Source organism: Psychrobacillus lasiicapitis (genome assembly GCF_006861795.1).
Lineage (GTDB): Bacteria > Bacillota > Bacilli > Bacillales_A > Planococcaceae > Psychrobacillus > Psychrobacillus lasiicapitis.
Window position 1 is genome coordinate 274,770 of the sequence record NZ_VDGH01000002.1, and the last position, 26,516, is coordinate 301,285.

General features: G+C 38.8%; 24 protein-coding genes and 1 other annotated feature. All 24 genes read left to right on the forward strand.

What is annotated here, in order from left to right; genetic code table 11:
* Positions 1-55 precede the first annotated feature (55 nt).
* The 24 genes from ftsA (at position 56) to pyrE (ending at position 26,398) form a co-directional block, all read left to right on the forward strand.
* A complete protein-coding gene (ftsA, locus tag FG382_RS04255) occupies positions 56-1,348 on the forward strand; it encodes a cell division protein FtsA (RefSeq protein ID WP_142537654.1) in 1,293 nt (430 codons plus the stop codon).
* 42 nt (positions 1,349-1,390) lie between these two features.
* The gene (gene ftsZ, locus FG382_RS04260; protein ID WP_142537655.1) at positions 1,391-2,551 is read left to right on the forward strand and encodes a cell division protein FtsZ; all 1,161 of its coding nucleotides are present in this window, start codon (positions 1,391-1,393) and stop codon (positions 2,549-2,551) included.
* Positions 2,552-3,345: 794 nt separating this feature from the next.
* Positions 3,346-4,188 carry a sigma-E processing peptidase SpoIIGA gene (locus FG382_RS04265; protein ID WP_170206447.1) on the forward strand — a complete coding sequence of 281 codons (843 nt, stop codon included), beginning with the start codon at positions 3,346-3,348 and terminating at the stop codon, positions 4,186-4,188.
* Positions 4,188-4,895 (forward strand): RNA polymerase sporulation sigma factor SigE, encoded by a 708-nt coding sequence (sigE, locus tag FG382_RS04270; RefSeq protein WP_142537657.1) that lies wholly within the window; start codon positions 4,188-4,190, stop codon positions 4,893-4,895. Before FG382_RS04265 ends, sigE begins: the two co-directional genes overlap by 1 nt.
* A gap of 90 nt (positions 4,896-4,985) precedes the next feature.
* Positions 4,986-5,768, forward strand: a complete 783-nt coding sequence (gene sigG / locus FG382_RS04275) for an RNA polymerase sporulation sigma factor SigG (protein WP_142537658.1) — start codon at positions 4,986-4,988, stop codon at positions 5,766-5,768.
* A gap of 108 nt (positions 5,769-5,876) precedes the next feature.
* A complete protein-coding gene (locus FG382_RS04280; protein WP_142537659.1) occupies positions 5,877-6,116 on the forward strand; it encodes a YlmC/YmxH family sporulation protein in 240 nt (79 codons plus the stop codon).
* A gap of 76 nt (positions 6,117-6,192) precedes the next feature.
* Positions 6,193-6,885, forward strand: a complete 693-nt coding sequence (locus FG382_RS04285; RefSeq protein WP_142537660.1) for a YggS family pyridoxal phosphate-dependent enzyme — start codon at positions 6,193-6,195, stop codon at positions 6,883-6,885.
* A complete protein-coding gene (locus tag FG382_RS04290; RefSeq protein ID WP_142537661.1) occupies positions 6,882-7,358 on the forward strand; it encodes a cell division protein SepF in 477 nt (158 codons plus the stop codon). The genes FG382_RS04285 and FG382_RS04290 overlap by 4 nt, the downstream gene beginning before the upstream one ends.
* 19 nt (positions 7,359-7,377) lie before the next feature.
* The gene (locus tag FG382_RS04295) at positions 7,378-7,641 is read left to right on the forward strand and encodes a YggT family protein (protein WP_142537662.1); all 264 of its coding nucleotides are present in this window, start codon (positions 7,378-7,380) and stop codon (positions 7,639-7,641) included.
* Between the two features lie 375 nt (positions 7,642-8,016).
* The gene (locus FG382_RS04300; protein ID WP_142537663.1) at positions 8,017-8,805 is read left to right on the forward strand and encodes a YlmH family RNA-binding protein; all 789 of its coding nucleotides are present in this window, start codon (positions 8,017-8,019) and stop codon (positions 8,803-8,805) included.
* A gap of 95 nt (positions 8,806-8,900) precedes the next feature.
* The gene (locus tag FG382_RS04305) at positions 8,901-9,410 is read left to right on the forward strand and encodes a DivIVA domain-containing protein (protein ID WP_142537664.1); all 510 of its coding nucleotides are present in this window, start codon (positions 8,901-8,903) and stop codon (positions 9,408-9,410) included.
* A 52-nt stretch (positions 9,411-9,462) separates the two neighbouring features.
* Positions 9,463-9,685 (forward strand) — a binding site (T-box leader).
* A gap of 150 nt (positions 9,686-9,835) precedes the next feature.
* Positions 9,836-12,586 carry an isoleucine--tRNA ligase gene (ileS, locus tag FG382_RS04310; RefSeq protein ID WP_142537665.1) on the forward strand — a complete coding sequence of 917 codons (2,751 nt, stop codon included), beginning with the start codon at positions 9,836-9,838 and terminating at the stop codon, positions 12,584-12,586.
* A gap of 683 nt (positions 12,587-13,269) precedes the next feature.
* Positions 13,270-13,746, forward strand: coding sequence for a signal peptidase II (gene lspA, locus FG382_RS04320; protein WP_142537666.1), 477 nt, complete (start codon positions 13,270-13,272; stop codon positions 13,744-13,746).
* Positions 13,746-14,672, forward strand: a complete 927-nt coding sequence (locus FG382_RS04325) for an RluA family pseudouridine synthase (protein WP_142537667.1) — start codon at positions 13,746-13,748, stop codon at positions 14,670-14,672. The genes lspA and FG382_RS04325 overlap by 1 nt, the downstream gene beginning before the upstream one ends.
* Positions 14,673-14,877: 205 nt before the next feature.
* A complete protein-coding gene (gene pyrR, locus FG382_RS04330; protein WP_142537668.1) occupies positions 14,878-15,417 on the forward strand; it encodes a bifunctional pyr operon transcriptional regulator/uracil phosphoribosyltransferase PyrR in 540 nt (179 codons plus the stop codon).
* Positions 15,418-15,447: 30 nt separating this feature from the next.
* On the forward strand, positions 15,448-16,749 hold the full coding sequence (locus tag FG382_RS04335; RefSeq protein ID WP_142537669.1) for a uracil-xanthine permease family protein: 1,302 nt from the start codon (positions 15,448-15,450) through the stop codon (positions 16,747-16,749).
* 181 nt (positions 16,750-16,930) lie between these two features.
* On the forward strand, positions 16,931-17,809 hold the full coding sequence (locus FG382_RS04340) for an aspartate carbamoyltransferase catalytic subunit (RefSeq protein WP_142537822.1): 879 nt from the start codon (positions 16,931-16,933) through the stop codon (positions 17,807-17,809).
* Between the two features lies 1 nt (position 17,810).
* On the forward strand, positions 17,811-19,088 hold the full coding sequence (locus FG382_RS04345; RefSeq protein ID WP_142537670.1) for a dihydroorotase: 1,278 nt from the start codon (positions 17,811-17,813) through the stop codon (positions 19,086-19,088).
* Positions 19,088-20,188 (forward strand): carbamoyl phosphate synthase small subunit, encoded by a 1,101-nt coding sequence (locus tag FG382_RS04350; protein ID WP_142537671.1) that lies wholly within the window; start codon positions 19,088-19,090, stop codon positions 20,186-20,188. The genes FG382_RS04345 and FG382_RS04350 overlap by 1 nt, the downstream gene beginning before the upstream one ends.
* Positions 20,181-23,378, forward strand: coding sequence for a carbamoyl-phosphate synthase large subunit (gene carB, locus FG382_RS04355; RefSeq protein WP_142537672.1), 3,198 nt, complete (start codon positions 20,181-20,183; stop codon positions 23,376-23,378). The genes FG382_RS04350 and carB overlap by 8 nt, the downstream gene beginning before the upstream one ends.
* Positions 23,375-24,151 carry a dihydroorotate dehydrogenase electron transfer subunit gene (locus FG382_RS04360; protein WP_142537673.1) on the forward strand — a complete coding sequence of 259 codons (777 nt, stop codon included), beginning with the start codon at positions 23,375-23,377 and terminating at the stop codon, positions 24,149-24,151. The genes carB and FG382_RS04360 overlap by 4 nt, the downstream gene beginning before the upstream one ends.
* A complete protein-coding gene (locus FG382_RS04365) occupies positions 24,148-25,062 on the forward strand; it encodes a dihydroorotate dehydrogenase (protein ID WP_142537674.1) in 915 nt (304 codons plus the stop codon). Before FG382_RS04360 ends, FG382_RS04365 begins: the two co-directional genes overlap by 4 nt.
* A complete protein-coding gene (gene pyrF / locus FG382_RS04370; RefSeq protein WP_142537675.1) occupies positions 25,059-25,769 on the forward strand; it encodes an orotidine-5'-phosphate decarboxylase in 711 nt (236 codons plus the stop codon). The genes FG382_RS04365 and pyrF overlap by 4 nt, the downstream gene beginning before the upstream one ends.
* Positions 25,766-26,398, forward strand: a complete 633-nt coding sequence (gene pyrE / locus FG382_RS04375) for an orotate phosphoribosyltransferase (protein WP_142537676.1) — start codon at positions 25,766-25,768, stop codon at positions 26,396-26,398. The genes pyrF and pyrE overlap by 4 nt, the downstream gene beginning before the upstream one ends.
* Positions 26,399-26,516 lie beyond the last annotated feature (118 nt).

Genomic DNA, 26,516 nt, shown 5'->3' on the forward strand with positions numbered 1-26,516 from the left:
TATAAGGTTTTTACACTAGAATAATAGTTAAAGAGCAAATAGGAGGTGCCACGGGTTGAATCAATCAGAATTGTATGTATCACTAGATATCGGGTCGTCTTCGATTAAAGTTTTAATAGGAGAAATGAATGATGACTCGCTGCATGTTATAGGTGTAGGTAATGTAAAATCAAATGGGATTCGAAAGGGCACCATTGTCGATATAGACGCAACTGTTCAGTCTATTAAAAAAGCAATAAGTGAAGCGGAAAGAATGATTGGAATGGCTATCCATGAAATCGTTCTAGGAATTCCAGCTAATTTAGCAAATATACAAAACGTTAAGGGCGTAGTAGCTGTAAATAGAGAAGATAGAGAAATTACTGATGGGGATTTGGAGCGTGTCATTGAATCTGCTCAAGTAATGTCTATACCCCCTGAAAGAGAATTGATCAATATTGCACCAAAGCAATTTATAGTGGATCATCTAGAAGAAATAAAAGACCCACGCGGTATGATCGGAACACGTCTCGAGCTAGACGGGATTATGATGACAACATCGAAAACAATTTTACATAATGTGTTGCGGTGTGTGGAAAAAGCTGGTCTGCAAATTAGAGAGATATATTTACAACCGCTTGCAGCTGGCCATTTTGCTTTAACAGAAGATGAAAAAAACCATGGTACTGCTTACATTGACATTGGTGGTGGCTCAACTACCATTGCGATTTTCAGTGAAGGACATTTGATCAATACTTCTGTGATTCCTGTAGGTGGAGAGCATATTACAAAAGACCTTTCGATTGTATTAAAAACGCCTACAGAGCAAGCAGAAATGATTAAAATAAAATATGGACATGCTTTTTACGATGATGCTTCTGATGATGAACTTTTTGAAGTACCAGTAATTGGAGCTGATATGAAAGAGCAATATTCTCAGCGGTATATTGCTGAGATCATCGGTGTTCGTCTAGAAGAATTATTCGAATTGGTTTTAGAAGAGTTTTATAGAATGGGTCTACAAGACCTACCTGGTGGTGTGGTAATTACTGGGGGCGTTTCTAAATTGGATGGAATAGGTCAATTAGCGAGACATATCCTCCAAACAAGAGTGAGATTATATACACCAGATTATATTGGGGTACGTGAACCACAATATACAACTGCTGTTGGTCTTATAAGATATGCCTATAAAGAAGATCTTTTCTATGGTAAAATTGGTAATAGCCAAGCATTAGCACAAATGGCTAGTAGTGAAGCAGTTTCAAGTCCTAAAAAACAAAAACAAACTGTTCAAAATTCGACAAATGAAAACAAAGAAAGCGCAATGTCAAAAGCGAAGAAATTTTTCGACAAATTTTTTGAATAACAAAACCTTTATCATAGCTGAGAGAATATAGGAGGCAATAGCATGTTAGAATTTGAAACAAACGAAGATCAATTAGCCGTTATTAAAGTTATTGGAGTAGGTGGCGGCGGTAATAACGCAGTTAATCGAATGATTGAGCATGGAGTTCAAGGAGTAGACTTTATCGCTGTTAATACGGATGCACAAGCTTTAAAAATGTCAGAAGCAGAAGTGAAATTACAGATCGGTGGTAAGCTGACTCGTGGATTAGGAGCAGGTGCAAATCCAGAGGTCGGTAAAAAAGCCGCAGAAGAAAGCAAGGAACTAATCGAAGAGGCATTGAAAGGTGCAGACATGGTATTCGTTACAGCTGGAATGGGTGGAGGAACTGGTACTGGTGCTGCTCCTGTAATCGCTCAAATCGCTCGTGATTTAGGCGCATTAACTGTTGGTGTAGTAACGCGTCCATTTACTTTTGAAGGCCGTAAACGTTCTACTCAAGCTGTTGGCGGTATCAGTATGATGAAAGAAGCGGTAGATACATTAATCGTTATTCCAAATGACCGCTTATTGGAAATCGTAGATAAAAACACGCCAATGCTAGAAGCTTTTAGAGAAGCAGATAATGTTTTACGTCAAGGGGTTCAAGGTATTTCCGATCTAATCGCTGTACCAGGACTTATCAACTTGGACTTTGCGGATGTAAAAACGATTATGTCTGATAAAGGTGCAGCACTTATGGGGATTGGTATTTCTTCGGGTGAAAACCGTGCGGCAGAAGCAGCGAAAAAAGCCATTTCCAGTCCATTACTTGAAACATCGATCGATGGTGCAACTGGAGTGCTGATGAATATTACAGGTGGATCTAACCTAAGTTTGTTTGAAGTACAAGAAGCTGCTGATATCGTAGCATCCGCTTCAGATGAGGAAGTAAACATGATTTTCGGTTCGGTTATTAATGATAACCTGAAAGATGAAATTGTGGTTACGGTAATTGCGACTGGCTTCAACGAAGAACTAATTATGCAAAAACAGCCAAGAAGCTCAGGTTTTGGTGGAAGTAGAACACAACAAGCTGCTCCAACTCCTCCAATTCGTGATCAACGTAAAGAAGAAATACAACAACCAATGCAACATGAACGTCAAGAACGTCAAGTGTCTAACCATCCACAAGAGGATGCACTAGATATCCCAACATTCTTAAGAAATCGTCAACGTCGCTAATATAAATAGTTACAGGTGAAGCTATCTCCAAATTTGATTTGGAGATAGCTTTTTTGTTATGTAAATTTTTCAATTCAAACAGTGTCGGGATTGTTCTTTTTGGTAAAAGCGTAATATGGGGAACTGCGCGGTAGTGCTTCATATAGGTGTCCGCCATGATTTTCACTTCAGGCGGACGCTTTCCGCGGGCATGGCTTCAGCCTCCTCGTCGCTTGCGCTCCTGCGGGGTCTTCAGCTCACGCTATTCCCGCTGGAGTCGCCGCCAGCAGTGAAAATCAATGGTAATTTCTTTTTAATTGATAATCGACTTGCTAAAAACAAAATCATCAACATTTTTTCGAAATTTAAATCCAATAAATGGCTAAGGGCAACCAAACAGCTGCCGAAAGCAACCGGTTCTAGTCTGAGAGCAACCAAACGAATGTTAAGAGTAACTGGTTGCAGTCTTACAGCACAAACAGTGACGGCTATTAGATGAAGTTATACTTCATAGATTGTAGCGGAAGGGCGTCGACTCCAGCCGGAATAGCTTGAGCTGAAGACCCTGGACTGAGCGTAGCGAAGGAAGCGGCTGAAGCCAAGCCGGTGGAAAGCGTACGCCGTGTAGCGGAAATTTTAGCGGACTCTTCATTCAATGCACCACTGCACAGTTTCACTATACTGTGCACTCACTACCATGAAAAGATATTTTTTATTATGGTTTTTTGTCGTTAAAAAAGAAGCTTTTCCACCGTTCTTTTGACAAAGTTTTTATAAATGACATGGTACCATTTAGTAAAAAAGGAGGGAGAATCATGTACGCGGAAGTCATGATCGCAACGAATACTTTTTTCAACTATACCGTGTTAGCATTTGCGAACAAAATTGGTTGGATTGAAAACCAAAAAAGATATTTATTCCTTTCAGCTTTTGTTGCTGGAGTGATTACAGTCATCTTCTCTCATCACGTAAGTACGATATTTTTATCTTTTTTTGTGATGATCGGCATAGCCTTTTGGAAAAAACGCACACAAATTGTTAAAGCGATTACACTCACATTACTTGCTAGCATTTTCGCTGGAGGTTTATTAACTGCAATAGCACCAATGTACAGCAAAAGTAATAGTGCTTTTATGATGGTGAATTTCGCATTAATCGCAATTGGTGGGCTCTACTTCTTAACAAAACATGTGCTACATCTCAACATATCAAATGCAGAAAGAGAGTTACTATATACATCGCATATAACTTTGTTTGGCGAAACAAAGGAGCTAACTCTCTTTATTGACTCGGGAAATGTATGTAAAGAACCACTTTCAAATGATCCAGTACATTTCGTTGCATCAGAAGTGTTACAAGATGTGCTACCAGAAGAATTGTTTCAAGCTATTAGTGACTGGGAGTTTGAAAAAGATAAAGGACTTGACAAACTCTCCAAAGAATATGCTACTAAATTACGTTTAATACCAATATCTACAATCCAAAAAGAGAAAACATGGGTCATTGGGATAAAGTACGAGGACTGGATAGTAAATGATCAATCATTACCTAAAGGCTATATTGTCATGACAAGAGTAAAAGATAAATTCCCACACGGTGCAGATGGAATTTTGCATAGTTCGTCGTATTTCCATTTAAAGAAAAGGAGTGTTAGATAATGCTGTTGAGATTACTAAGAAGATTATATTATTGGATTTTATCTTTTAGAAGAAGCGGCGTACATTATATTGGAGGAAATGAGTCTCTTCCTAAACCGCTCACAAGAGAAGAAGAACGCGAAATGCTCTTAGCTTTCATGGATGGAGACGAGCATGCGAGAGACGTACTTATTGAACGAAATTTAAGGCTTGTTGTGTATATTGCTAGAAGATTTGATCAAACGAATACGAATATAGAAGATCTCATTAGTATTGGCTCCATTGGACTTATTAAAGCGGTAGAAACTTTTAATCTGGATAAAGGAATTAAACTCGCTACATATGCATCCAGATGTATTGAGAACGAAATTTTAATGCATTTAAGAAAAACGAATCGAATGAAATCCGAAGTTTCTTTCGATGAACCATTAAACTCTGATTCTGATGGCAATGAACTGCTTTTATCCGATATATTAGGAACTAGTGAAGATTTGATCATCGAGGATGTGGAAAAAAAGCTAGAGCGACAACATGTGTTTGAAGCGATTAATCTACTTGGAAATCGGGAAAAGTATATTATGCAATGTCGTTTTGGTTTAAATGGAAAAGAAGAAATGACACAAAAAGAAGTTGCGGATCATTTGGGTATTTCACAGTCTTATATATCTCGCTTGGAAAAGAAAATAATATTAGATTTAAAAGAGCTGCTAAACGAACCAATTGCGTAATGGTTGAAATTGGATTTGGCGTCTCGGAATAATCTTCTCTCCTCAGGACAAACTGATTAAGAACCAATTAAAAAGTCCGGAGGAAGATCTATGACGAGAACAAAAGTAGAATTATGCGGCATTGATACATCTAAGCTTCCTTTACTTAAGCATGAAGAAATGAAAGAGTTGTTTATCAGGTTACAAGCAGGTGAAGAGTCGGTTAAGGAAGAACTAGTTATGTGTAATTTAAGGCTAGTACTAAGTCTTGTTCAACGTTTTGCCTACCGCGGGGAACAAGCAGATGATCTGTTCCAGGTTGGATGTATTGGACTCATTAAGTCAATTGAAAACTTTGACTTAAAGCATAACGTTCGTTTTTCCACGTATGCGGTTCCGATGATTATTGGAGAAATTAAAAGACATTTACGCGATCATCACTCGGTACGCGTTTCTAGATCGTTACGAGATATTGCTTACAAAGCGATGAAAGCAAAAGAACAATATATAAATGAACATTTACAAGAACCAACACTGGATGATTTATCGAAAATATTAGAAATACCAGTGGAAGATATATTACTTTCTTTGGATGCTATTCAAGATCCAGTTTCTCTCCAAGAACCTATTTTTAGTGACGGAGGAGACGCTATATATATGATGGATCAATTATGTGATAATGATGTATCCGAAGAACAATGGGTAACCTATTTTACAGTAAAAGAAAGTTTCCAAAATCTAGATGCAAGACAGAAAAAAATATTAACGAAAAGAATTTACTACGGGGCAACACAAACGGAAATTGCAACAGACTTAGGATTATCTCAAGCACAAATTTCGCGATTAGAAAAAAGTGCATTGTCTACGATACAAAGCCATTTGAATCCTAAATGAATAGATGTTAAAAATTTTTCAACGATAAATAGGCAAAACGCTTTTTCTACATAGAAGAAGCGTTTTTTTTCGATTTCGTTCATACAATGTGGTAAAAGGAGGTTGACGATGAAATTTTCAGATGCGCAACAAAAGGAAGTAATTGAGGCGAGTAGTGGGCAATTATTAGGATTTATAGTCGATGCGGAAATTGATAAAGAGAGCGGATATATTACTTCATTTATTGTGGAAACTAATGGATCATATCCAGCATTCTTTAACAAAAAAAGGGAAACTAAAAAAATTGCAGTTCAAAATATAGCTATTATTGGTAAAGATGTAATAATTGTTTCGAGAAACATAGAATAGGCATGTTTCATCATTGATAAATCAGTGTTTCATTGATACAATAAACAAAAACAAATGATGAAAAGTTGGTTTTCATATGACAAACGTACAGCAAAATTTACAACAAATAAAACAACATATTCAAGACGCATGTAATCGTTCCGAAAGAAAAGTAGAGGATGTAACGATTATTGCAGTGACGAAAGAAGTTTCTGTGAATCGTACAAAAGAAGTAATCGCTACCGGCATAAACCATTTGGGAGAAAATAGACCAGAGGGATTAAAGAACAAATTAGATGCCATTTCAGACAATGTCAAATGGCATTACATAGGAACGCTGCAAACGAGAAAAGTAAAGGCAGTCATCAATGAAGTGGATTATTTACATTCACTTGACCGCATCAGTCTAGCAGATGAAATTGAAAAAAGAGCAAGTTCAAAGGTAGATTGTTTTGTACAAGTAAATGTTTCAGAAGAAGAGTCAAAACATGGTCTTTCTATCATAGAAGCTGAGGATTTTATAAGTGAATTAGAGAATTACTCCCGTATTCGCGTCGTGGGATTAATGACGATGGCTCCCAATACAGACGATCATTCCGTTATCCGTAATGTCTTTCGTCAGTTAAAAGCATTACAAGAAAAAATTGCAGCAAAACAGTTAATTCATGCACCTTGTACGGAGCTATCCATGGGAATGTCCGGAGACTATGAAATTGCAATTGAGGAAGGTGCTACATTTGTTAGAATCGGAACAGCATTAGTAGGTAAAGAGAGGGAGGAAATTAAATGAGCATGAAAAACTGGATGAAAAATTTCTTCTACTTAGATGAAGAGGAAGAAACTTCAGTAGCACAGCAGCCAAAACCTCAGCAACAACCAGTAGAAAGTCAACTGCGACAGCAACCGGTTAAGTCCCCTGTGAAAGAGCGTAAATTTAATACGACACCTAAAGAAATGCCTGTACCAAATTTAGTCAGCATTCAAAACGTGCAAAAGTCTTCTAAAGTAATTTTGATTGAGCCACGTGTATATGCAGAAGCCCAAGATATTTCCGAACACTTAAAAAATAAAAAAGCGGTCATTGTAAATTTACAGCGTATTGACAAAGACCAAGGAATCAGAATCATCGACTTTTTAAGCGGAACCGTGTACGCTTTAGGAGGAGACATCCAACGAGTCGGCACTGATATTTTCCTTTGTGCTCCAGATTCCGTAGAAGTAGCAGGAGCCATTTCGGATTATTATTATAACGATTTAGATTAATAGAGGAGCATTATAAAATATGATTTTATTTTTAAACTTGTTAAATCAAGCGGTGACAATATATACGTATGCATTGATTATTTATATATTAATGTCATGGGTGCCGAGTATTCAACAATCTGCAGTCGGCAGGTTTCTAGGAAGAATTTGCGATCCCTATTTAGATATATTCCGTAAAATCATCCCTCCAATAGGTATGATTGATATCTCTCCAATTGTTGCTATTTTTGCTTTAAGGCTTGCAATGAGTGGGGTAGCGTATCTTTTATTCGCATTCATTTAAACCTCACATACGTGGGGTTTTTGTCGTTTCCAAATGATCCCTTCTTAAACGATTGTACATATAGACAAGTCCTACAATAAAACAAACGTATGAAAATATGGCAATCATGGAAAACTACTTATAGCTACCGAAACTCAGGAAGTAGATAGGTATACAATAAATGCAACGAATCGGATGATATTCTTCTGGTGAATGCCCTTGTATCCATCGCAACCGACAAATTCCAGAACAAATTCAGCTATAAGAAGAGATTGGGGAGTGCCACTTTTTTGACTAGTTTCCCCCTCATCTTAGAAGGATAGTTACAATGTCCAACGAGCGCTTAATCGAAGGAAAAGTGGGGGTAGTTCAATATACATAAGGAGAAAAACTCAAATGGAACACGTATTACAGCATTTTAGGAAAGAAGAGCAGCCTTTTATAGAGCAAGCCGTGAGCATGATGCATGAAGTGGAAAATAGATATGCCCCTAAGTTGACTGATTTCTTAGACCCAAGACAACAATTTATCGTAGATTCTATTCGAAGGCAATATGAAGGAATCGAATCTGAAGCAGATGGTGCATTAGATCAAGCAGAACGAAAAAGAGTTTTATTGTTCCCTTCTTATTTTGTACCAACAACTGAAGACTTTTCGATGGCTGTAGTGGAAGTAAAATATCCGACAAAGTTTGTTACACTGAAGCATAAGGACGTTCTAGGGGCCATGATGTCGTTAGGAATTGACCGGAGTAAATTTGGGGATATCCGAGTAGTAGATGGTGCTATTCAATTTGTCGTTGCTTCGGAAGTATTGGACTATGTAAGAGCGAACTTCACGGCTATCGGAAAAGTAAAGGTACAAATGGAATTAGTGGAAGATCCGGAAAATTATTTTGACCAATCAGAGGAATGGTTAACCGAGACTTTGACAGTAAGCTCTTTACGACTAGACACAGTGCTTTCTGCAGTCTTTAATATTTCTCGTCAAAAATCTGCCTCACTTATTTCCGGTGGGAAAGTGAAAGTAAACTGGGCAGAAAAAGATCAAACGTCTTTGGAACTGCAGGAGCTGGATTTACTTTCCATTCGTGGATTTGGACGAGTTAAGTTGTTGATGATGGAAGGAAGAACAAAAAAAGATAAAATACGACTACAAATAGGACGTTTAGAGCAAAAAAAATAAATATATGCATAATCTTAGAATTTTAGATGTTTTCCCACTGTCGTAAATGTATAATAGAGAGACGAATGATAGTCTAGTCAAAGGAGATGGAACAAATGCCATTAACACCACTTGATATACATAACAAGGAGTTCAGTAAAGGTTTTCGTGGATACAATGAAGATGAAGTAAACGAATTCCTTGATCAAATAATGAAAGATCTTGAAATCTTATTAAAAGAAAAAAAAGATCTAGAAAACAAATTAAAATCTTCAAGCGAAAAAGTTGGGCATTTCACATCGATTGAAGAGACTTTACATAAGTCGATCGTTGTTGCTCAAGAAGCTGCTGAAGAAGTACGAAGAAACTCTCAAAAAGAAGCGAAGTTAATCGTAAAAGAAGCAGAAAAAAACGCGGATCGAATTGTCAATGAAGCACTATCCAAGGCAAGAAGAGTTGCGATAGAAATCGAGGAACTGAAAAAACAGTCAAAAGTGTTCCGTAATCGATTTAAAATGCTGGTAGAAGCACAACTGGATCTTATCAATACAGATGATTGGAATCATTTAATGGAGTACGATGTGGATACAGAAAGTCTGGATCGCGTTTCGGCAACAGAAGAATAATACAATTCTTGACTGATGGACTTACATTTTCTATAATGATTTCATATCATATAAATATGCGTTGAAAAAGACGTCTAAAATAGTTTCGAACAAGCGACTTGGGGATGGTGAGAGCTCAAGCAATGAAAATATTTTAGATTATCACTTTGGAGCAAGGACACCCAAAAACAAAGTAAGTGTCTTCGGTTTATGCCCCGTTATGGCATACTAAGCGGCGATTTTTTAAAAAATCGCAAGTAGGGTGGTACCGCGAGCATAAACTTCTCGTCCCTTTTTGGGATGAGGGGTTTTTTTGTTTTTTAAAGACATTTGTCTGTCGGAGGCCTACAGGAAGCAGGTTATGCAATCGTTGCGAAACAAGATCGCGAACTTAGACTGTATTCCTTCGACTAGGCGCTTACGCAAACATTTTAGGAGGAATTTAAATGGAGTACAAAGACACATTATTGATGCCGAAAACAGATTTCCCAATGCGCGGAAATTTACCTGCAAATGAACCAAAAATCCAAGAAAAATGGGATGAAATGGACATTAACAAATTACAGCTAGAGCGTACAAAGGATCGTCCAGAATTCGTCTTACATGATGGACCACCATATGCTAACGGCGATATTCATATCGGGCACGCTTTAAACAAAGTACTAAAAGATATGATTGCTCGTCATCGTTCCATGACTGGTTACCATGTACCTTACGTACCAGGCTGGGATACACACGGATTACCAATCGAGCAAGCGTTGACTAACAAAGGGGTAAAACGCAAAGAAATGACTGTTGCGGAATTCCGTGAGCTTTGTGAGAAATATGCTTATGAGCAAATTGATAACCAACGTTCTCAATTCCGCCGTTTAGGAGTTCGCGGGGATTGGGAAAATCCTTATATTACATTGAAACCTGAATTTGAAGCTCGTCAAATTGAAGTGTTCGGTAGAATGGCTGAAAAAGGCTATATCTATAAAGGATTAAAACCGGTTTACTGGTCACCATCATCTGAATCTGCATTAGCAGAAGCAGAAATCGAATATCAAGATAAAAAATCACCTTCTATTTATGTGAGCTTTGAAGTAAAAGATGCAAAGGGTGTTGTACCAGCAGATGCAAAATTCATCATTTGGACGACAACTCCTTGGACAATTCCAGCAAACTTAGGTATTTCCGTGCATCCGGAATTCACTTATGCAGTAGTACAAGTAGCGGACAATAAATTTATTGTCGCGAAAGACTTACTAGCTTCCTTAGCTGAAACTTTAGAGTGGGAAGCATATGAAGTGTTGCAAGAAGTAAAAGGAGCAGACCTAGAATATGTTGTGGCTAAGCACCCGATTTATGACCGTGATTCCCTTGTCATGATTGGAGAGCATGTAACAGCTGATGCGGGTACTGGTTGCGTTCATACAGCACCAGGTCACGGGGAAGATGACTACTTAGTTGGTAAACAATACGGTTTGGATATTTTGAGTCCAGTTGATAATCGAGGATGCTATACAGACGAGGCACCTGGGTTTGAAGGATTATTTTATGATGATGCAAACAAAGTTATAACAGAAAAACTGAAAGAGCTTGGAAGACTTGAAAAGTTAACTTTCTTTAAACATTCTTATCCACATGACTGGCGTACGAAAAAACCAGTTATTTATCGTGCAACACCACAATGGTTTGCTTCTATTGATGCATTCCGCGATGAATTATTACAAGCAGTTCGCGAAACAGCGTTTACACCTGCATGGGGTGAAACTCGACTGTATAATATGATTCGTGACCGTGGAGACTGGGTTATTTCTCGTCAACGTGCATGGGGTGTACCGATTCCAATTTTTTACGCAGAAAATGGAGATCCGATTATTACACCAGAAACAATTGCAAATGTCTCTAAATTGTTCCGTGAGCATGGGTCTAATATTTGGTTCCAAAAAGAAGCGAAAGAACTATTACCAGAAGGCTTTACACATCCAAGTAGCCCGAATGGTCAATTTACAAAAGAAAATGATATTATGGATGTTTGGTTTGACTCAGGTTCCTCTCACCAAGGTGTACTTGTCGAACGTGGGATGAAATATCCAGCTGACCTTTATTTAGAAGGCTCTGACCAATATCGTGGATGGTTTAACTCATCTCTTATTACTAGTGTTGCGATTAATGGATACGCACCTTATAAAGGGCTGCTTTCTCACGGTTTCGTTTTAGACGGAGAAGGCCGTAAAATGAGTAAATCAGTTGGAAATGTTATTCTTCCTTCTAAAGTAATGAACCAATATGGAGCAGATATTTTACGTCTATGGGTTGCTTCGGTAGATTACACAGGTGACGTACGAATTTCGATGGATATGCTAAAACAAGTTTCGGAAGTATATCGTAAAATTCGTAACACTTTCCGTTTCTTACATGGAAATGTTGCAGACTTCAACCCTGCAAAAGATCGTGTAGCATACGAAAACTTACGTGAAATGGATCAATACGTGTTTATGCGTTTACAAGATGTTTTAAAAACAGCTCGTGCAGCATATGATCGCTACGATTTCGCAGCAGTTTACCATGCTGTAAACAATTTCGTTGCTGGTGAGTTAAGTTCGTTCTATTTAGATGTTGCGAAGGATGTTGTGTACATTTATGGAGCGGATCATCCGGATCGTCGTGCTATGCAAACAGTAATGTATGATACATTACTTACTTTATTGAAAGTAATGACACCAATCTTGCCACATACAACAGATGAGCTTTGGGCTTATTTGGAGCATGAAACAGAAGAAAGTATTCAGTTAACGGATATGCCAGATGCGGTACAATATCCAAACTTCGAAAGCTTAGCTTCTAAATGGACGAAAATTATGGATTTACGTGATGATGTGTTAAAAGCATTGGAAGAAGCACGTAATGCAAAAACAATTGGTAAATCATTAGAAGCAAAAGTAACTTTATATGTGAAAGATGAATACACATCATTGTTTGAAACAGATGCGATTGATTTTGCACAGTTATTCATTGTCTCTCAATTTGAGTTAGTGAAAGCTGCTGCTGAAAATAGTCTTGTACTAGAGCATGCGTCTGTATTAGTAGAAAAAGCAGACGGCGAAAAATGTGAGCGCTGTTGGACTATTTCCGAAACAGTTGGAACAAATGACAAACACGCAACATTATGTGCGCGCTGTGCGGATGTTGTAGAAGAAAATTATATGTAATAAGTAAATGTGGTCCTCTTAGCAGGACCACATTTTTTGTTATTTAGGAAATGATAAAATTTATATTGTGTGTAACGTTTGCCTAAAGCTATGAAGCGCAGTATAGGGAAACTGCGCGGTAAGGCTTTATTAGGTATCCGCCGTGATTTTCGCTACAGGGTGGACGCTTTCCGCGGGCACGGCTTCAATCTCCTCGTCGCTCACGCTCCTGCGGGGCTTTCAGCTCGTGCTGTTCCCGCTGGAGTCGCCACCCTTTCGCTACAATCCAGTAGAGTTTGCTAATTACTAAGACATAATGCACTAGATCTAGTGCTACATTGTTTTTTCTATAGGGAAAACCTATGATTAATGGAATAAGACATACTTTATAGTGATTATTAGTAGGTACCATTGATTGGAGTGCAAGGCGGCGACTCCTGTGGGATTAGCGAGACAGGTGAGACCCCGCACGTAGCGTTAGCGGAGGAGGAGGCTCACCGCTCGCCCCACGGAAAGCGTCCGCCTGGAGCGGAAATCATGGCGAACATCTTGAGATCTTTACCGCGCAGTTTCCCTATACTGCAACTGAATTCAACCGTAATACTTAAAGTGAAGCGATTGCTTATTTCTTTTTCTGTTTTTTTACGAAATGTTGCATTGTATGGTAAACTAGGGAAGATTCTTTTAAATCGGGGGAATTTGATGTGTGGAAATTTTATGGAATAGCGGCAATTGTCATTGCCCTTGATCAGTGGACTAAATGGTTAATTGTTAAAAATATGGAACTAGGGGAACGTATCCCTATATTGGACCCTTATATTGCACTACTTTCCCATCGGAACAAGGGAGCAGCATGGGGAATGCTTCAAGGACAATTTGGTTTATTTGCCATTATCACAGTCATCGTTATTATCGGGATTATTTATTATTTTCATAAAGAAGCAAAAGGCAAGCCGGTATTTCAAGTCGGATTGATGATGCTACTCGGCGGAGCAATAGGGAATTTTATCGATCGGGTATGGAGAAGAGAAGTAGTCGATTTTGCCGATGTGTTAATACCAATTATTAATTATGATTTTCCGATTTTTAATGTTGCGGATGCGGCGTTATCAATTGGTGTAGTTATGGTAATAATATTCATAATAAAAGAAGAACGAGCAGAAAAGAAAAAGGTGAAGTAATGGAAGAACTTACATTTGTAATAGAAAAAGAACAAGTAAAAGAGAGAATTGACAAAGCAATAGCCTCTTTTGATACGGATTGGTCACGAACGCAAATCCAAAACTTTATAAAAGATGGACATGTGTTAGTTAATAACGAAGCTGCAAAATCGAATTATAAAGTGAAAGAAGGCGACGTTATTGTTGTTTCGCCTCCTGAAGCAATACCACTCGATATTGTTGCAGAAAACTTGCATTTACACATTGTCTATGAAGATGAAGATGTAGTAGTTGTATATAAACCACGTGGAATGGTCGTTCATCCAGCGCCAGGACATACTAGTGGTACGCTTGTAAATGGGCTGATGTACCAAGTAAATGATTTATCTGGCATTAATGGAGTATTACGTCCAGGAATAGTTCACCGTATTGATAAAGATACGACTGGGTTATTAATGGTTGCCAAAAATGATGTTGCACATGAATCATTAGTAGACCAATTAGTGAAGAAAACAGTAACGCGCAAGTATACGGCATTAGTCCATGGACATATTCCACATGATAAAGGAACAATCGATGCTCCTATCGGGCGAGATAAGAAAGAAAGACAAAGCATGGCTGTAGTAGATAACGGAAAGCATGCAGTGACACATTTCCGAGTATTAGAACGCTTCAATAAATATACGTTAGTAGAGTGTCAATTGGAAACGGGAAGAACGCATCAAATTCGTGTTCATATGAAATATATTGGACACCCATTAGCAGGAGATCCAAAATACGGTCCGAAGAAAACAATTGATTTTAACGGTCAAGTATTACACGCAGGTGTTTTAGGATTTGTTCAACCAAAAACAGGTGAGTATTTAGAGTTTTCTTCCCCACTTCCGGAGGATTTCGAAAATTTATTGCAAGATATGAGAAAACAATCCTTGCTAAAAGAAGACTAGTAGCTTATACTGAAAAAAGAAAATCGAATAGCTTCACCTTTAATAACAGTCCAGAGAGGCTGAGAAGGTATATGTGAAAGTGACTCACTATTAGTCTGCGGACTTTTTAAGTGTGCCTCACCCTATTTAATCATGCGCATACAACCTCTTGGGCTTCTCTAGCTCAAGGGGTTTTTTATATTTCGGAAAGGGGAAATGAAGAACGATGCCAGAAAAAGCGAGCATTTTAGACGAACAATCGATCAAGCGTGCACTTACACGAATTGCACATGAGATTATCGAACGAAACAAAGGAATAGAACAGTGTATACTCGTAGGTATTAAAACGAGAGGCGCATTCTTAGCGAAACGACTTGCGAAGCGAATTGAAGAAATAGAAGGCAAAGCAATCAAAACAGGGGAACTTGATATAACTCTATATAGAGATGACTTATCTTTAAAAAATGGAACGGACGAACCATTAGTACAAGAAGTAGATATAACACATGATGTATCGGATAAAAAAGTAATCCTTGTCGATGATGTACTATATACAGGAAGAACGGTTCGAGCTGCAATGGATGCAGTAATGGATTTGGGAAGACCTGCACAAATACAGCTTGCAGTTTTAATAGACCGCGGACACCGAGAGCTTCCTATTCGAGCTGATTATGTTGGGAAGAACATCCCGACTTCAAGCAGCGAACGAATTGTTGTGACAGTATCCGAAAAAGATGGTGTAGATGCTGTTACTATTTTCGAGTAATAATTTTAAAGAAAAGGGTAGGAATATTTCATGTCAAATACCGTATTAGATGTAAATGAAAAACCGTCTGGAGGGCAACTCATCACCTTAAGCTTCCAGCATATGTTCGCCATGTTCGGTTCCACTATCTTAGTACCACAGTTAGTAGGTTTAAGTCCTGCAATTGCGTTACTTACGAGTGGTATAGCGACAATATTCTTCTTATTAATAACCAAATTTCAAGTACCCGCTTATTTGGGCTCATCCTTTGCTTTTATTGCACCAATCATACTTGCAACCCAGATAGGTGGAGTAGGAAGTGCGATGATAGGTGGAATGCTGGTCGGTATTACTTACGGCATAGTGTCGCTGATCATTTGGAAGAGTGGATACAAATGGATTATGAAACTATTACCACCAATTGTAGTAGGTCCAGTTATTATGGTTATCGGTTTAGGACTAGCAGGCGTAGCAGTTGATATGGCGATGAATATTCCAATTCCGGATACGGATTTAAAGCAGTATAGCTTCATCCATTTCACAGCAGCATTAGTAACATTACTAACAGCAGTTTTTTGTACAGTGTTTTTTAAAAATATTTTAAGTACAATGCCGATTTTAATTGGCTTAATAGTAGGATATATATACTCGGCTGCCATTGGAATAATTGATTATTCTGCAGTGAAGGAAGCTGCTTGGTTTGAATTTCCAGCCTTTTTAATACCTGGAGTAGATTATGATTTTGTTATTACTCCTCATTTAATATTAATCATGGTACCAATAGTGATCGTCACTATATCCGAGCATATCGGACACCAGCTTGTATTAGGAAAAGTAGTGAATCGAGATTATATTAAAGAGCCGGGATTACATAGATCTTTGCTCGGTGATGGTTTTGGTACATTTGTCAGTGCATTAATCGGTGGTCCACCGAAGACGACATATGGTGAAAATATAGGTGTCCTCGCTATTACAAGAGTGTATAGTGTGTATGTCATTATGGGAGCAGCAGTAATCGCTATCCTATTATCATTCTTTGGAAAAGCAATGGCTGTTATAGCAACAATCCCAACAGCAGTTCTAGGTGGAGTTTCGATTCTACTATTCGGAATAATAGCTGCAAGTGGTTTAAGAATGCTAGTAGAAGCAAACGTAGACTTTGGGAATAGTAGAAACTTAGTTATCGCCTCTGTGATCTTAGTCATCGGAATCGGTGGAGCAAAATTCGTGGTGACTGAATCATTAAGTATAGAAGGCATGGCTCTAGCAGCAATCATCGGGGTTATACTAAACTTAGTATTACCAGGTAGAAAAGAAGCAGCAACACAGGATTTAGGAAAATTGAATAAATAACCTTTTAATAAGTTGAACAGAGAGTCAGCAAAAGGTTCGAATAGACTAGTTGGAACTCCGTGAAGAGATTCCTTTACTTGCCTATGCTTAAACGGACCTTCTTGAGACTTTTCAAGAAGTTTTTTTTATAGGAAAGAGGGGGATTTAGTTGAAAAACGTAGTATTAATGAAAGATTTATCGATTGAAAACTTAGTATCAATGAAAGATTTATCGGTTGAACAAATAACAGCAATATTAGAACAGGCAAAAGCTTTTCGAGAAGGGGCTACCTCGTCATTAAAAAATAAATATACAATGTCCAATTTATTTTTTGAACCAAGTACTCGTACGAAAATGAGTTTTGAAGTGGCAGAACGAAAATTAGGGTTGACTGTAATTCCTTTTGAATCAGGTTTTTCCAGTACATTAAAAGGAGAGACGCTTTACGATACAGTGAAAGTTTTAGAAGCGATCGGAATAGATGCTCTAGTAGTCAGACATGAACAAAACAATTTTTTTGAAGAGCTAGTAGGGAAAACGAAGGTTGCCATTATTAACGGCGGGGATGGAACGGGAAATCATCCAACACAAAGTCTTCTCGACATCTTCACGATTTGGGAAGAATTTGGAACCGTAGAAAACAAAACTATCACAATAGTCGGAGATATAGCGCATAGCCGAGTTGCAAAATCGAATGCAGATGCCCTTTCAAGACTTGGAGCAAAAGTACAATTTGTATGCCCACCTGAATGGCAAGGAGAATTCAACTGTGTTCACGATTTCGATGAAGTAATTGAATCTAGTGATGTAGTAATGTTGCTTCGAGTTCAACATGAAAGACATGAAGTAAGTGGAATATTTTCAAAAGAAGACTATCACCAAACATACGGTTTAACAGTGGAAAGAGAACGAAAAATGAAGGATGGAGCGATCATTATGCATCCAGCTCCATTTAATCGAGATGTGGAAATTGCGAGTGAATTAGTAGAATGTGACCGCTCTAGAATATTTAAGCAAATGGAAAATGGCGTGTATGTCCGCATGGCGATCACTGAAATGATATTGAAAGGGAGAGAATAACATGACAAAAATTATTCAAAACGTTCAAATAGTTAACAATGCAGGAGACTTCGAAAAAACTTCGGTTATCATCAAAGAAGGAAAAATAGCAGAAATCGGAGCAAATGTAACGGCGGAACATGCAACTGTTATAGACGGAAAAGGAATGCTTCTCTCTCCTGGATTAATCGATGTCCATGTCCATTTACGTGAGCCAGGCGGTGAGCATAAAGAAACGATTGAAACAGGGACGAAATCTGCTGCTAGAGGTGGATACACAACGATTTGTGCAATGCCGAATACAAGACCTGTACCTGATACAGCGGAAAACTTCTCACATGTACTAGATTTAATAGAAACAAACGCACTAGTGCGAGTACTACCATATGCATCGATTACGATACGTCAAGCTGGAAAAGAAAGAACAAATATTGAAGAGTTGAAAAATCTTGGTGCGTTTGCATTAACGGATGACGGAGTTGGAATACAAGCGGCAGGAACGATGCTAGAAGCAATGGAGGAAGCTGCGAAATTTAATATCCCGGTTGTAGCACATTGTGAAGACAATACACTTATTTACGGTGGTGTAATGCATAAAGGAAAACGAAACGAGGAATTGGGGTTAAAAGGTATCCCTTCCGTTTCAGAATCAGTACATATTGCGCGAGATATACTACTCGCTGAAGCTGCAGGAGCACACTATCATGTGTGTCACGTAAGCACAAAAGAATCAGTGCGTGTGATAAGAGATGCTAAAAGAGCCGGCGTTCATGTTACAGCGGAAGTAAGCCCTCACCATTTATTGCTTTGTGAAGACGATATCCCATCCAATGAGGCAATTTGGAAAATGAATCCTCCGCTCCGAGCGAAAGAGGATATGCTTGCTCTTCGTGAAGGTTTGCTAGATGGCACTCTCGATTTCGTAGCAACAGATCATGCACCGCATTCAGAAGAAGAAAAAGCAGCTGGCTTTGAAAAAGCTCCGTTCGGTATTGTCGGACTTGAAACAGCTTTCCCACTTTTATATACACATTTCGTAAAAACAGGTGAGTGGACTTTAAAGCAATTACTTAACTCTTTAACGACTAAACCAGCTGACGTTTTCGGCTTTGAATTTGGCAAGCTAGAAGTTGGAGCACCTGCTGATTTAGTTTTAATAGATTTAGAGAAAGAGCAAGCAATTGATAAGGAAGCATTTTTATCCAAAGGGAGAAACACACCATTTGACGGCTGGAATTGTGTGGGATGGCCGCAAGTAACTATTTATAATGGAGATATCGTTTGGCAGGAGGAGAACTGATGAAAACAAGATATTTGCTGCTGGAAGACGGGACTGTATTTAAAGGAAATGCATTTGGAAGCGAAGAAGGTTCAATTGGAGAAGTAATATTCACTACTGCAATGACAGGCTATCAAGAATCCATTTCAGACCCATCGAACTGTGGTCAAATCTTGACATTTACGTATCCGATGGTTGGAAACTACGGGATTAACCCAGACGATTTTGAATCGATCGAACTTGCTCTTTCAGGAGTAGTAATTAGAGAGCTGGCAGAACAGCCATCCAATTTTAGAAGCCAACGTACATTAGACGAATTTTTGAAGGCAAAAAATGTGCCGGGTATTGAAGGAATCGATACAAGAAAATTAACGCGTATCATTCGCAAGCATGGGTCATTAAAAGGGAAACTTACAAAAGCCGGAGAAGAAGTGAATATCGAACAGGAAATTGAAAAACTAAAGGCTTCTATCATCCTTAAAAATGTAGTAGAACAAGTATCTATCACGCGTCCTTATCCAAGCCCAGGTCGTGGCAAAAGAGTGGTATTAGTTGACTTTGGCATGAAACATGGCATCTTAAGAGAATTAAATAAACGTGATTGTGACATTATAGTCGTACCATACAACACATCTGCAAAAGAAATTTTAGGCATGTCTCCCGACGGAGTTATGCTGTCAAACGGTCCTGGAGATCCAACTGATATTCCAAAAGCAATTGAAATGGTAAAAGAAATTATCGGGCAAGTTCCTATTTTTGGCGTATGTCTAGGACATCAACTTATTTCTCTTGCAAGTGGTGCTACCTCTTTTAAATTGAAATTTGGACATCGTGGTGGTAATCATCCAGTTAAAGATTTGACTACTGGAAGAACAGAGCTTACTTCTCAAAACCATGGGTACGCAATTGATGCAGATTCAATTGCAAGTACTAATTTGGAAATAACGCATATCGCTTTAAATGACGGTACTGTGGAAGGTGTCAAACATACTAAGTATCCAGTATTTTCGGTGCAGTTCCATCCGGAAGGCTCGTCGGGACCAGAGGATTCCGCTCACTTATTTGACCAATTCATCGAGTTAATGAATGCTAATGAGCAAAAGGAGAGTTTACATGCCTAAACGTCGAGATATTGAAACAATATTAGTAATTGGTTCAGGTCCAATTGTCATTGGCCAAGCAGCTGAATTTGACTACGCTGGAACACAAGCTTGTATTTCATTGAGAGAAGAAGGATATCGAGTAATTCTAGTAAACTCAAACCCTGCAACGATTATGACAGATACGGAAATAGCAGATAAAGTATATATCGAGCCACTCACTTTACCTTTTGTAAGCAAAATAATTCGTAAAGAACGCCCCGATGCGATTCTACCAACACTTGGTGGTCAAACAGGATTGAATATGGCCATTGCACTAGATGAATCAGGTATTTTAGACGAACTAGGAATTGAAATTTTAGGAACCAAACTAGAAGCAATTCATAAAGCGGAAGACCGTGATTTATTCCGTACTTTAATGAATGAACTAGGGGAGCCAGTACCAGAAAGTGACATTATCCATAATATGGTTGAAGCAAAAGCATTCGTAGAAAAAATAGGATATCCCGTAATCGTGCGCCCTGCTTTCACGCTAGGTGGAACGGGGGGCGGTATATGTCATAATGATGCGGACTTGCAAGAAATTGTGACAAGCGGCTTAAAATATAGCCCGGTAACGCAGTGTTTATTGGAAAAATCGATTGCCGGATACAAAGAGATTGAATACGAAGTAATGCGCGACTCTGCGGATAACGCAATTGTCGTATGTAATATGGAAAATGTAGATGCAGTTGGAATTCATACAGGAGATTCGATTGTTGTTGCACCGACACAAACACTTTCAGACCGTGAAAACCAAATGCTCCGTAATGTTTCACTTAAAATTATTCGAGCATTAAAGATTGAAGGCGGATGCAATGTGCAACTAGCCCTTGATCCGCAAAGCTTCAACTACTATATTATCGAAGTGAACCCTCGTGTAAGCCGTTCATCTGCGCTTGCCTCTAAAGCAACTGGTTATCCAATTGCGAAGCTAGCTGCAAAAATTGCGGTTGGATTAACATTAGACGAAATGATGAATCCAGTAACAGAAAAGACTTATGCTTGCTTTGAACCTGCGCTAGATTATATTGTAGCGAAAATTCCAAGATGGCCATTCGATAAATTCGAGTTAGCTAAACGTAATCTAGGAACGCAAATGAAAGCTACTGGAGAAGTAATGTCGCTAGGGCGCACGTTTGAAGAAGCAATTTTAAAGTCAGTTCGTTCGCTCGAAACTGGTCATTTCCATCTCGAAATGAAGAACGCTGAATCCATCACAGATGAGTGGATGGAAAAACGTATTCGCCGAGCTGGTGACGAGCGCTTATTCTTCATCGGAGAAGCGCTACGCAGAGGAGTGTCAGTAGAGCAAATTCATGAGTGGAGTCAAATCGATTTATTTTTCTTAAATAAACTACAAAATATTGTGCAGTACGAAAAAGAGATACAAGCAAATCCTTTTGATCCAGCAGTGCTCTACAAAGCAAAACGTATGGGCTTTGCCGATAAAACAATTGCAAAGTATTGGAATGTACAGGAAATAGAAGTATACAACTTTAAGAAAGAAAATGGCATCGTTCCGGTTTACAAAATGGTTGATACTTGTGCAGGAGAATTTGAATCAGAAACGCCATACTTCTACGGAACGTATGAAGAAGAAAATGAATCTATCCGTACAGACAAAGAAAGTGTTATCGTGCTAGGATCAGGTCCTATTCGTATCGGTCAAGGAGTAGAATTCGACTACGCAACAGTACACTCAGTTTGGGCGATTAAAGAAGCTGGGTACGAAGCGATCATTATAAACAACAACCCAGAAACAGTTTCAACTGATTTCTCTATCTCGGATAAATTATACTTTGAGCCTTTAACGGTGGAAGATGTAATGCATATCGTAGACCTAGAACAACCAAAAGGGGTAGTCGTACAATTTGGCGGTCAAACTGCGATCAACTTAGCTGCTGCTTTAGAAGAAAGAGGCGTTAAAATTCTCGGTACTAAACTAGAGGATATCGACCGAGCAGAAAATCGTAATGAATTTGAGGCTGCTCTACATGAAATTGATATTCCACAACCACTTGGTAAAACGGCAGTTTCAATAGAAGAAGCAGTAGCAATTGCAAACGAAATCGGTTATCCAGTACTTGTTAGACCTTCTTATGTGCTAGGTGGTCGAGCAATGCAAATCGTCTATAACGAAGAAGAGATTAAACATTATATGGAGCATGCAGTAGATGCAAGTCCAGAAAAACCAGTGTTGATCGACCGTTACTTAACTGGCATGGAAGTTGAAGTAGATGCCATTTGTGATGGAGAAAACGTATTAATACCAGGAATTATGGAGCATATTGAACGCGCAGGGGTGCACTCTGGTGACTCGATTGCAGTTTATCCACCACAAAAACTATCGCAACAGCATATTGATACGCTTGTGGACTATACAACTAGACTTGCAAAAGGATTGAAAATTGTAGGATTAATGAATATCCAATACGTCATTTCAAAAGATGAAGTATATGTGATTGAAGTAAATCCACGCTCCAGCCGAACAGTACCATTTTTAAGTAAAATCACTTCTATTCCAATGGCAAATATCGCAACAAAAGCAATTTTAGGTCAATCTATAATAGAGCAAGGCTACACACCAGGACTGACTCCGAATAGTCAAGGCGTATATGTGAAAGTGCCAGTATTCAGTTTTGCGAAGCTTCGTCGTGTAGATATTACACTAGGGCCAGAGATGAAATCGACTGGGGAAGTGATGGGGAAAGACATCACTTTAGAAAAAGCATTATACAAAGGCTTAGTAGCAGCCGGAATGGAAATAAAAGATCACGGCTCTGTACTAATGACTATTTCGGATAAAGACAAAGCAGAAGGAACAGAAATTGCCAAACGATTCCATAATATCGGCTTCCGCATAATTGCAACAGCAGGAACTGCAGCAGCATTTCAAACAGCAGGAATTCCAGTAGATATCGTAGATAAAATTGGATCAAAAGGAACGACAATAGTAGATGTGATTCAAAAAGGCGACGCACAATTTGTCATCAACACACTAACAAAAGGGATGCAGCCAGAACGAGACGGCTTCCGTATCCGAAGAGAATCCGTTGAAAATGGTATTGCATGTTTTACATCATTAGATACTGCAGAAGCAATGCTACGAGTTATTGAATCAATGGCTTTTTCAACAAATACGATGAAACGTGAGGAGGTTCGTTCATGATTAGACAGGAACAAATGCAAGTAGTAAATCAACAACAAATCGCGACGAACATTTTCGAGCTAACATTAATTGGACAACAAGTACTAGATATGAAGCAACCAGGTCAATTTGTTCATCTACGTGTGTCTGATCAAATGGAGCCACTACTTAGAAGACCGATTAGTATTTCGTCAATAGATAAAGAAACGTTGGAGTTTAAAATGATTTATCGTGCAGACGGAAGAGGAACTACACTTCTTTCTGAAAAGAAACCAGGAGACCAAGTCGATGTACTTGGCCCTCTTGGAAATGGATTTCCGATTGATAAGATAGAAGCAGGTCAAACTGCGTTACTTGTTGGAGGAGGAATTGGTGTACCACCACTTTATGAGTTATCAAAACGGCTTGTAGAAAAAGGAGTGAAACCAGTTCATGTACTAGGATTCCAATCAAAAGATGTTGTATTTTACGAAAGGGAATTTAGACAGCTAGGAGAAACGTATATTGTCACTGTCGATGGATCACATGGACATAAAGGTTTTGTTACAAATGTGCTAGAAACATTAAAGGATGATTTTGCTGTTTACTATAGCTGTGGGCCAACTCCAATGCTTTCTGCTTTAGAAAGAATGTATCCAGAAAAAGAAGGATACTTATCATTTGAAGAGCGAATGGGCTGCGGAATTGGCGCTTGTTTTGCATGCGTATGTGAAACGACCAAAAAAACGGAAGCTGATTATGTGAAAGTATGTTCAGATGGTCCAGTGTTCGAGTCAGGAGTGGTTCGTGTATGAATAGATTAGCGGTTGAACTACCAGGACTTTCATTGAAAAATCCTATCATGCCGGCTTCTGGTTGCTTCGGTTTTGGGAAAGAATATGCCAAATTGTATAATCTATCGAAGCTCGGAGCTATTATGATTAAAGCTACAACATTAGAAACAAGATTAGGAAACCCAACTCCTCGTGTAGCGGAAACACCTGCTGGGATGTTAAATGCAATAGGGTTACAAAATCCCGGTTTAACGAAAGTGATGGAAAATGAACTTCCTTGGTTAGAGCAATATGATGTGCCAATTATCGCAAATGTTGCGGGAACATTAATGGAAGACTATGTGGGAGTTGCCAAAAGCATTTCACAAGCACCAAATGTGCATGCACTAGAATTAAACATCTCTTGTCCAAATGTGAAGCAAGGTGGCATTACATTTGGAACAGATCCAGTAGTTGCAGAAGAGTTAACTCGTGCTGTAAAAGAAGTTTCTTCTGTACCTATATACGTAAAACTTTCCCCGAATGTAACAAATGTAAATGAAATCGCTAAAGCAGTTGAAGCAGGCGGAGCAGATGGAATTACGATGATCAATACATTACTTGGTATGCGTTTTGATACGAAAACAGGTCGACCTGTCATCGCAAACGTAACAGGCGGATTATCTGGTCCAGCGATTAAACCCGTTGCTCTACGTATGGTCTATGAGGTGGCAAAACATGTGTCGATTCCGATTATCGGAATGGGCGGTGTTTCAACAATAGATGATGTCATTGACTTTTTATCCGCGGGAGCGAGTGCGGTTGCAGTAGGTACGGCTAACTTCGTGGATCCATTTGTTTGCCCAAATTTAATCGAACAGCTGCCAGAAAAACTGGATGAGCTTGGATTTGAAACCGTATCAGAGCTAGTTGGAAGGAGTCATCGATTATGAAAAATAGCCCAATTATAGCATTAGATTTTGCTTCAGCAAATGATGCTTACAGCTTTTTATCACCTTTTGAACAGTCCCTTTTTGTGAAAGTAGGAATGGAGCTTTATTTACAAGAAGGACCTGCTATCGTTTATAAATTAAAAGAAATGGGACATGATGTATTTCTGGATTTGAAATTGCACGATATTCCTAATACAGTCGGTCAAGCGATGAAAGGACTAGCAAGATTGGGAGCAGATTTAGTCAATGTTCACGCTGCAGGAGGCGCGGCAATGATGGTTGCCGCACGTGAAGGATTAGAAGCAGGAACATCTGCTGGCAATAAAAGACCTTCTATACTCGCTGTAACACAACTAACCTCTACGTCTGAAAAACAAATGCAGGAAGAGCAGCTGATTCAAACGTCTATCGATGCATCCGTTGTCCACTATGCAAAACTAGCAAAAAGTGCTGGCTTAGACGGAGTTGTTTGCTCGGTGCTTGAAGCTAAGCAAATCGTAGAAGCATGTGGCAATGAATTTTTACGAGTAACGCCAGGCATTCGCTTAGCACAAGGAGAAGCCCACGATCAAATTCGTGTAGCAACTCCCTCTAATGCAAGATTGCTAGGTTCATCACATATCGTCGTAGGACGAGCTATTACAAAAGCAGAAAACCCAGTAGAATCTTATGAAAACATATTAAAAATGTGGGAGGAACAAGCATGACATTAGAAAATACAATCGCAAAAGCATTGCTCGAAGTAGGAGCAGTCGAATTAAAACCAAATGATCCTTTCACATGGGCATCCGGCATCAAATCACCAATATACTGTGATAACCGCATTACGATGTCATCACCAGCAATTCGAAAAGAAATTGCAAGAGGACTAGCAGAAGCAATCGAAAAAAACTTCCCAGGAACAGAAGCTGTGGCTGGAACGGCAACGGCAGGTATCCCACACGCTGCATGGGTGAGTGACGTCCTTGAAATTCCAATGATGTATGTTCGTTCAAAAGCAAAAGAACATGGTCGTGGCAATCAAATCGAAGGTAAAATTGTTGAGGGACAAAAAGTAGTAGTCGTTGAAGATTTAATCTCCACAGGTGGAAGCAGCTTAGTCGCTGTAGAAGCATTGCAAAATGAAGGCTTTGAAGTATTAGGAGTAGTAAGCATTTTTACATACGGACTTCCGAAAGCAGAGCAAGCTTTTAAAGAAGCAGGTATCTCTTTTGTGAGTTTGACGAATTATGACGCACTGACAAACGCAGCAAAAGAAGTTGGCACCATTGCAGAATCAGATTTGCCAATGCTTTCCAAATGGCATAATGATTTAAAAGAAGGATTGTTGAAATAAAAGTGAATACACAAGCAGGTAAACGATAAATTTACTTGCTTGTGTTTTTTTATGGTTAGGAGAGCGCAGCAAATTCTCGCCAAAACACCATACATAAAAAATGAGTCACAGTGATAGG

Excerpts from the sequence above, each read along its gene's own strand:
- FG382_RS04360 (WP_142537673.1), top strand. The coding sequence starts at position 23,375 with ATGATTAGACAGGAACAAATGCAAGTAGTAAATCAACAACAAATCGCG.
- FG382_RS04300 (WP_142537663.1), top strand. The coding sequence starts at position 8,017 with ATGGAACACGTATTACAGCATTTTAGGAAAGAAGAGCAGCCTTTTATA.
- FG382_RS04280 (WP_142537659.1), top strand. The coding sequence starts at position 5,877 with ATGAAATTTTCAGATGCGCAACAAAAGGAAGTAATTGAGGCGAGTAGT.
- FG382_RS04365 (WP_142537674.1), top strand. The coding sequence starts at position 24,148 with ATGAATAGATTAGCGGTTGAACTACCAGGACTTTCATTGAAAAATCCT.
- FG382_RS04350 (WP_142537671.1), top strand. The coding sequence starts at position 19,088 with ATGAAAACAAGATATTTGCTGCTGGAAGACGGGACTGTATTTAAAGGA.
- FG382_RS04335 (WP_142537669.1), top strand. The coding sequence starts at position 15,448 with ATGTCAAATACCGTATTAGATGTAAATGAAAAACCGTCTGGAGGGCAA.
- ftsZ (WP_142537655.1), top strand. The coding sequence starts at position 1,391 with ATGTTAGAATTTGAAACAAACGAAGATCAATTAGCCGTTATTAAAGTT.
- FG382_RS04285 (WP_142537660.1), top strand. The coding sequence starts at position 6,193 with ATGACAAACGTACAGCAAAATTTACAACAAATAAAACAACATATTCAA.
- pyrE (WP_142537676.1), top strand. The coding sequence starts at position 25,766 with ATGACATTAGAAAATACAATCGCAAAAGCATTGCTCGAAGTAGGAGCA.
- FG382_RS04325 (WP_142537667.1), top strand. The coding sequence starts at position 13,746 with ATGGAAGAACTTACATTTGTAATAGAAAAAGAACAAGTAAAAGAGAGA.
- FG382_RS04295 (WP_142537662.1), top strand. The coding sequence starts at position 7,378 with ATGATTTTATTTTTAAACTTGTTAAATCAAGCGGTGACAATATATACG.
- FG382_RS04265 (WP_170206447.1), top strand. The coding sequence starts at position 3,346 with ATGTACGCGGAAGTCATGATCGCAACGAATACTTTTTTCAACTATACC.
- sigG (WP_142537658.1), top strand. The coding sequence starts at position 4,986 with ATGACGAGAACAAAAGTAGAATTATGCGGCATTGATACATCTAAGCTT.
- FG382_RS04345 (WP_142537670.1), top strand. The coding sequence starts at position 17,811 with ATGACAAAAATTATTCAAAACGTTCAAATAGTTAACAATGCAGGAGAC.
- carB (WP_142537672.1), top strand. The coding sequence starts at position 20,181 with ATGCCTAAACGTCGAGATATTGAAACAATATTAGTAATTGGTTCAGGT.
- pyrR (WP_142537668.1), top strand. The coding sequence starts at position 14,878 with ATGCCAGAAAAAGCGAGCATTTTAGACGAACAATCGATCAAGCGTGCA.
- FG382_RS04305 (WP_142537664.1), top strand. The coding sequence starts at position 8,901 with ATGCCATTAACACCACTTGATATACATAACAAGGAGTTCAGTAAAGGT.
- pyrF (WP_142537675.1), top strand. The coding sequence starts at position 25,059 with ATGAAAAATAGCCCAATTATAGCATTAGATTTTGCTTCAGCAAATGAT.
- sigE (WP_142537657.1), top strand. The coding sequence starts at position 4,188 with ATGCTGTTGAGATTACTAAGAAGATTATATTATTGGATTTTATCTTTT.
- ileS (WP_142537665.1), top strand. The coding sequence starts at position 9,836 with ATGGAGTACAAAGACACATTATTGATGCCGAAAACAGATTTCCCAATG.
- FG382_RS04290 (WP_142537661.1), top strand. The coding sequence starts at position 6,882 with ATGAGCATGAAAAACTGGATGAAAAATTTCTTCTACTTAGATGAAGAG.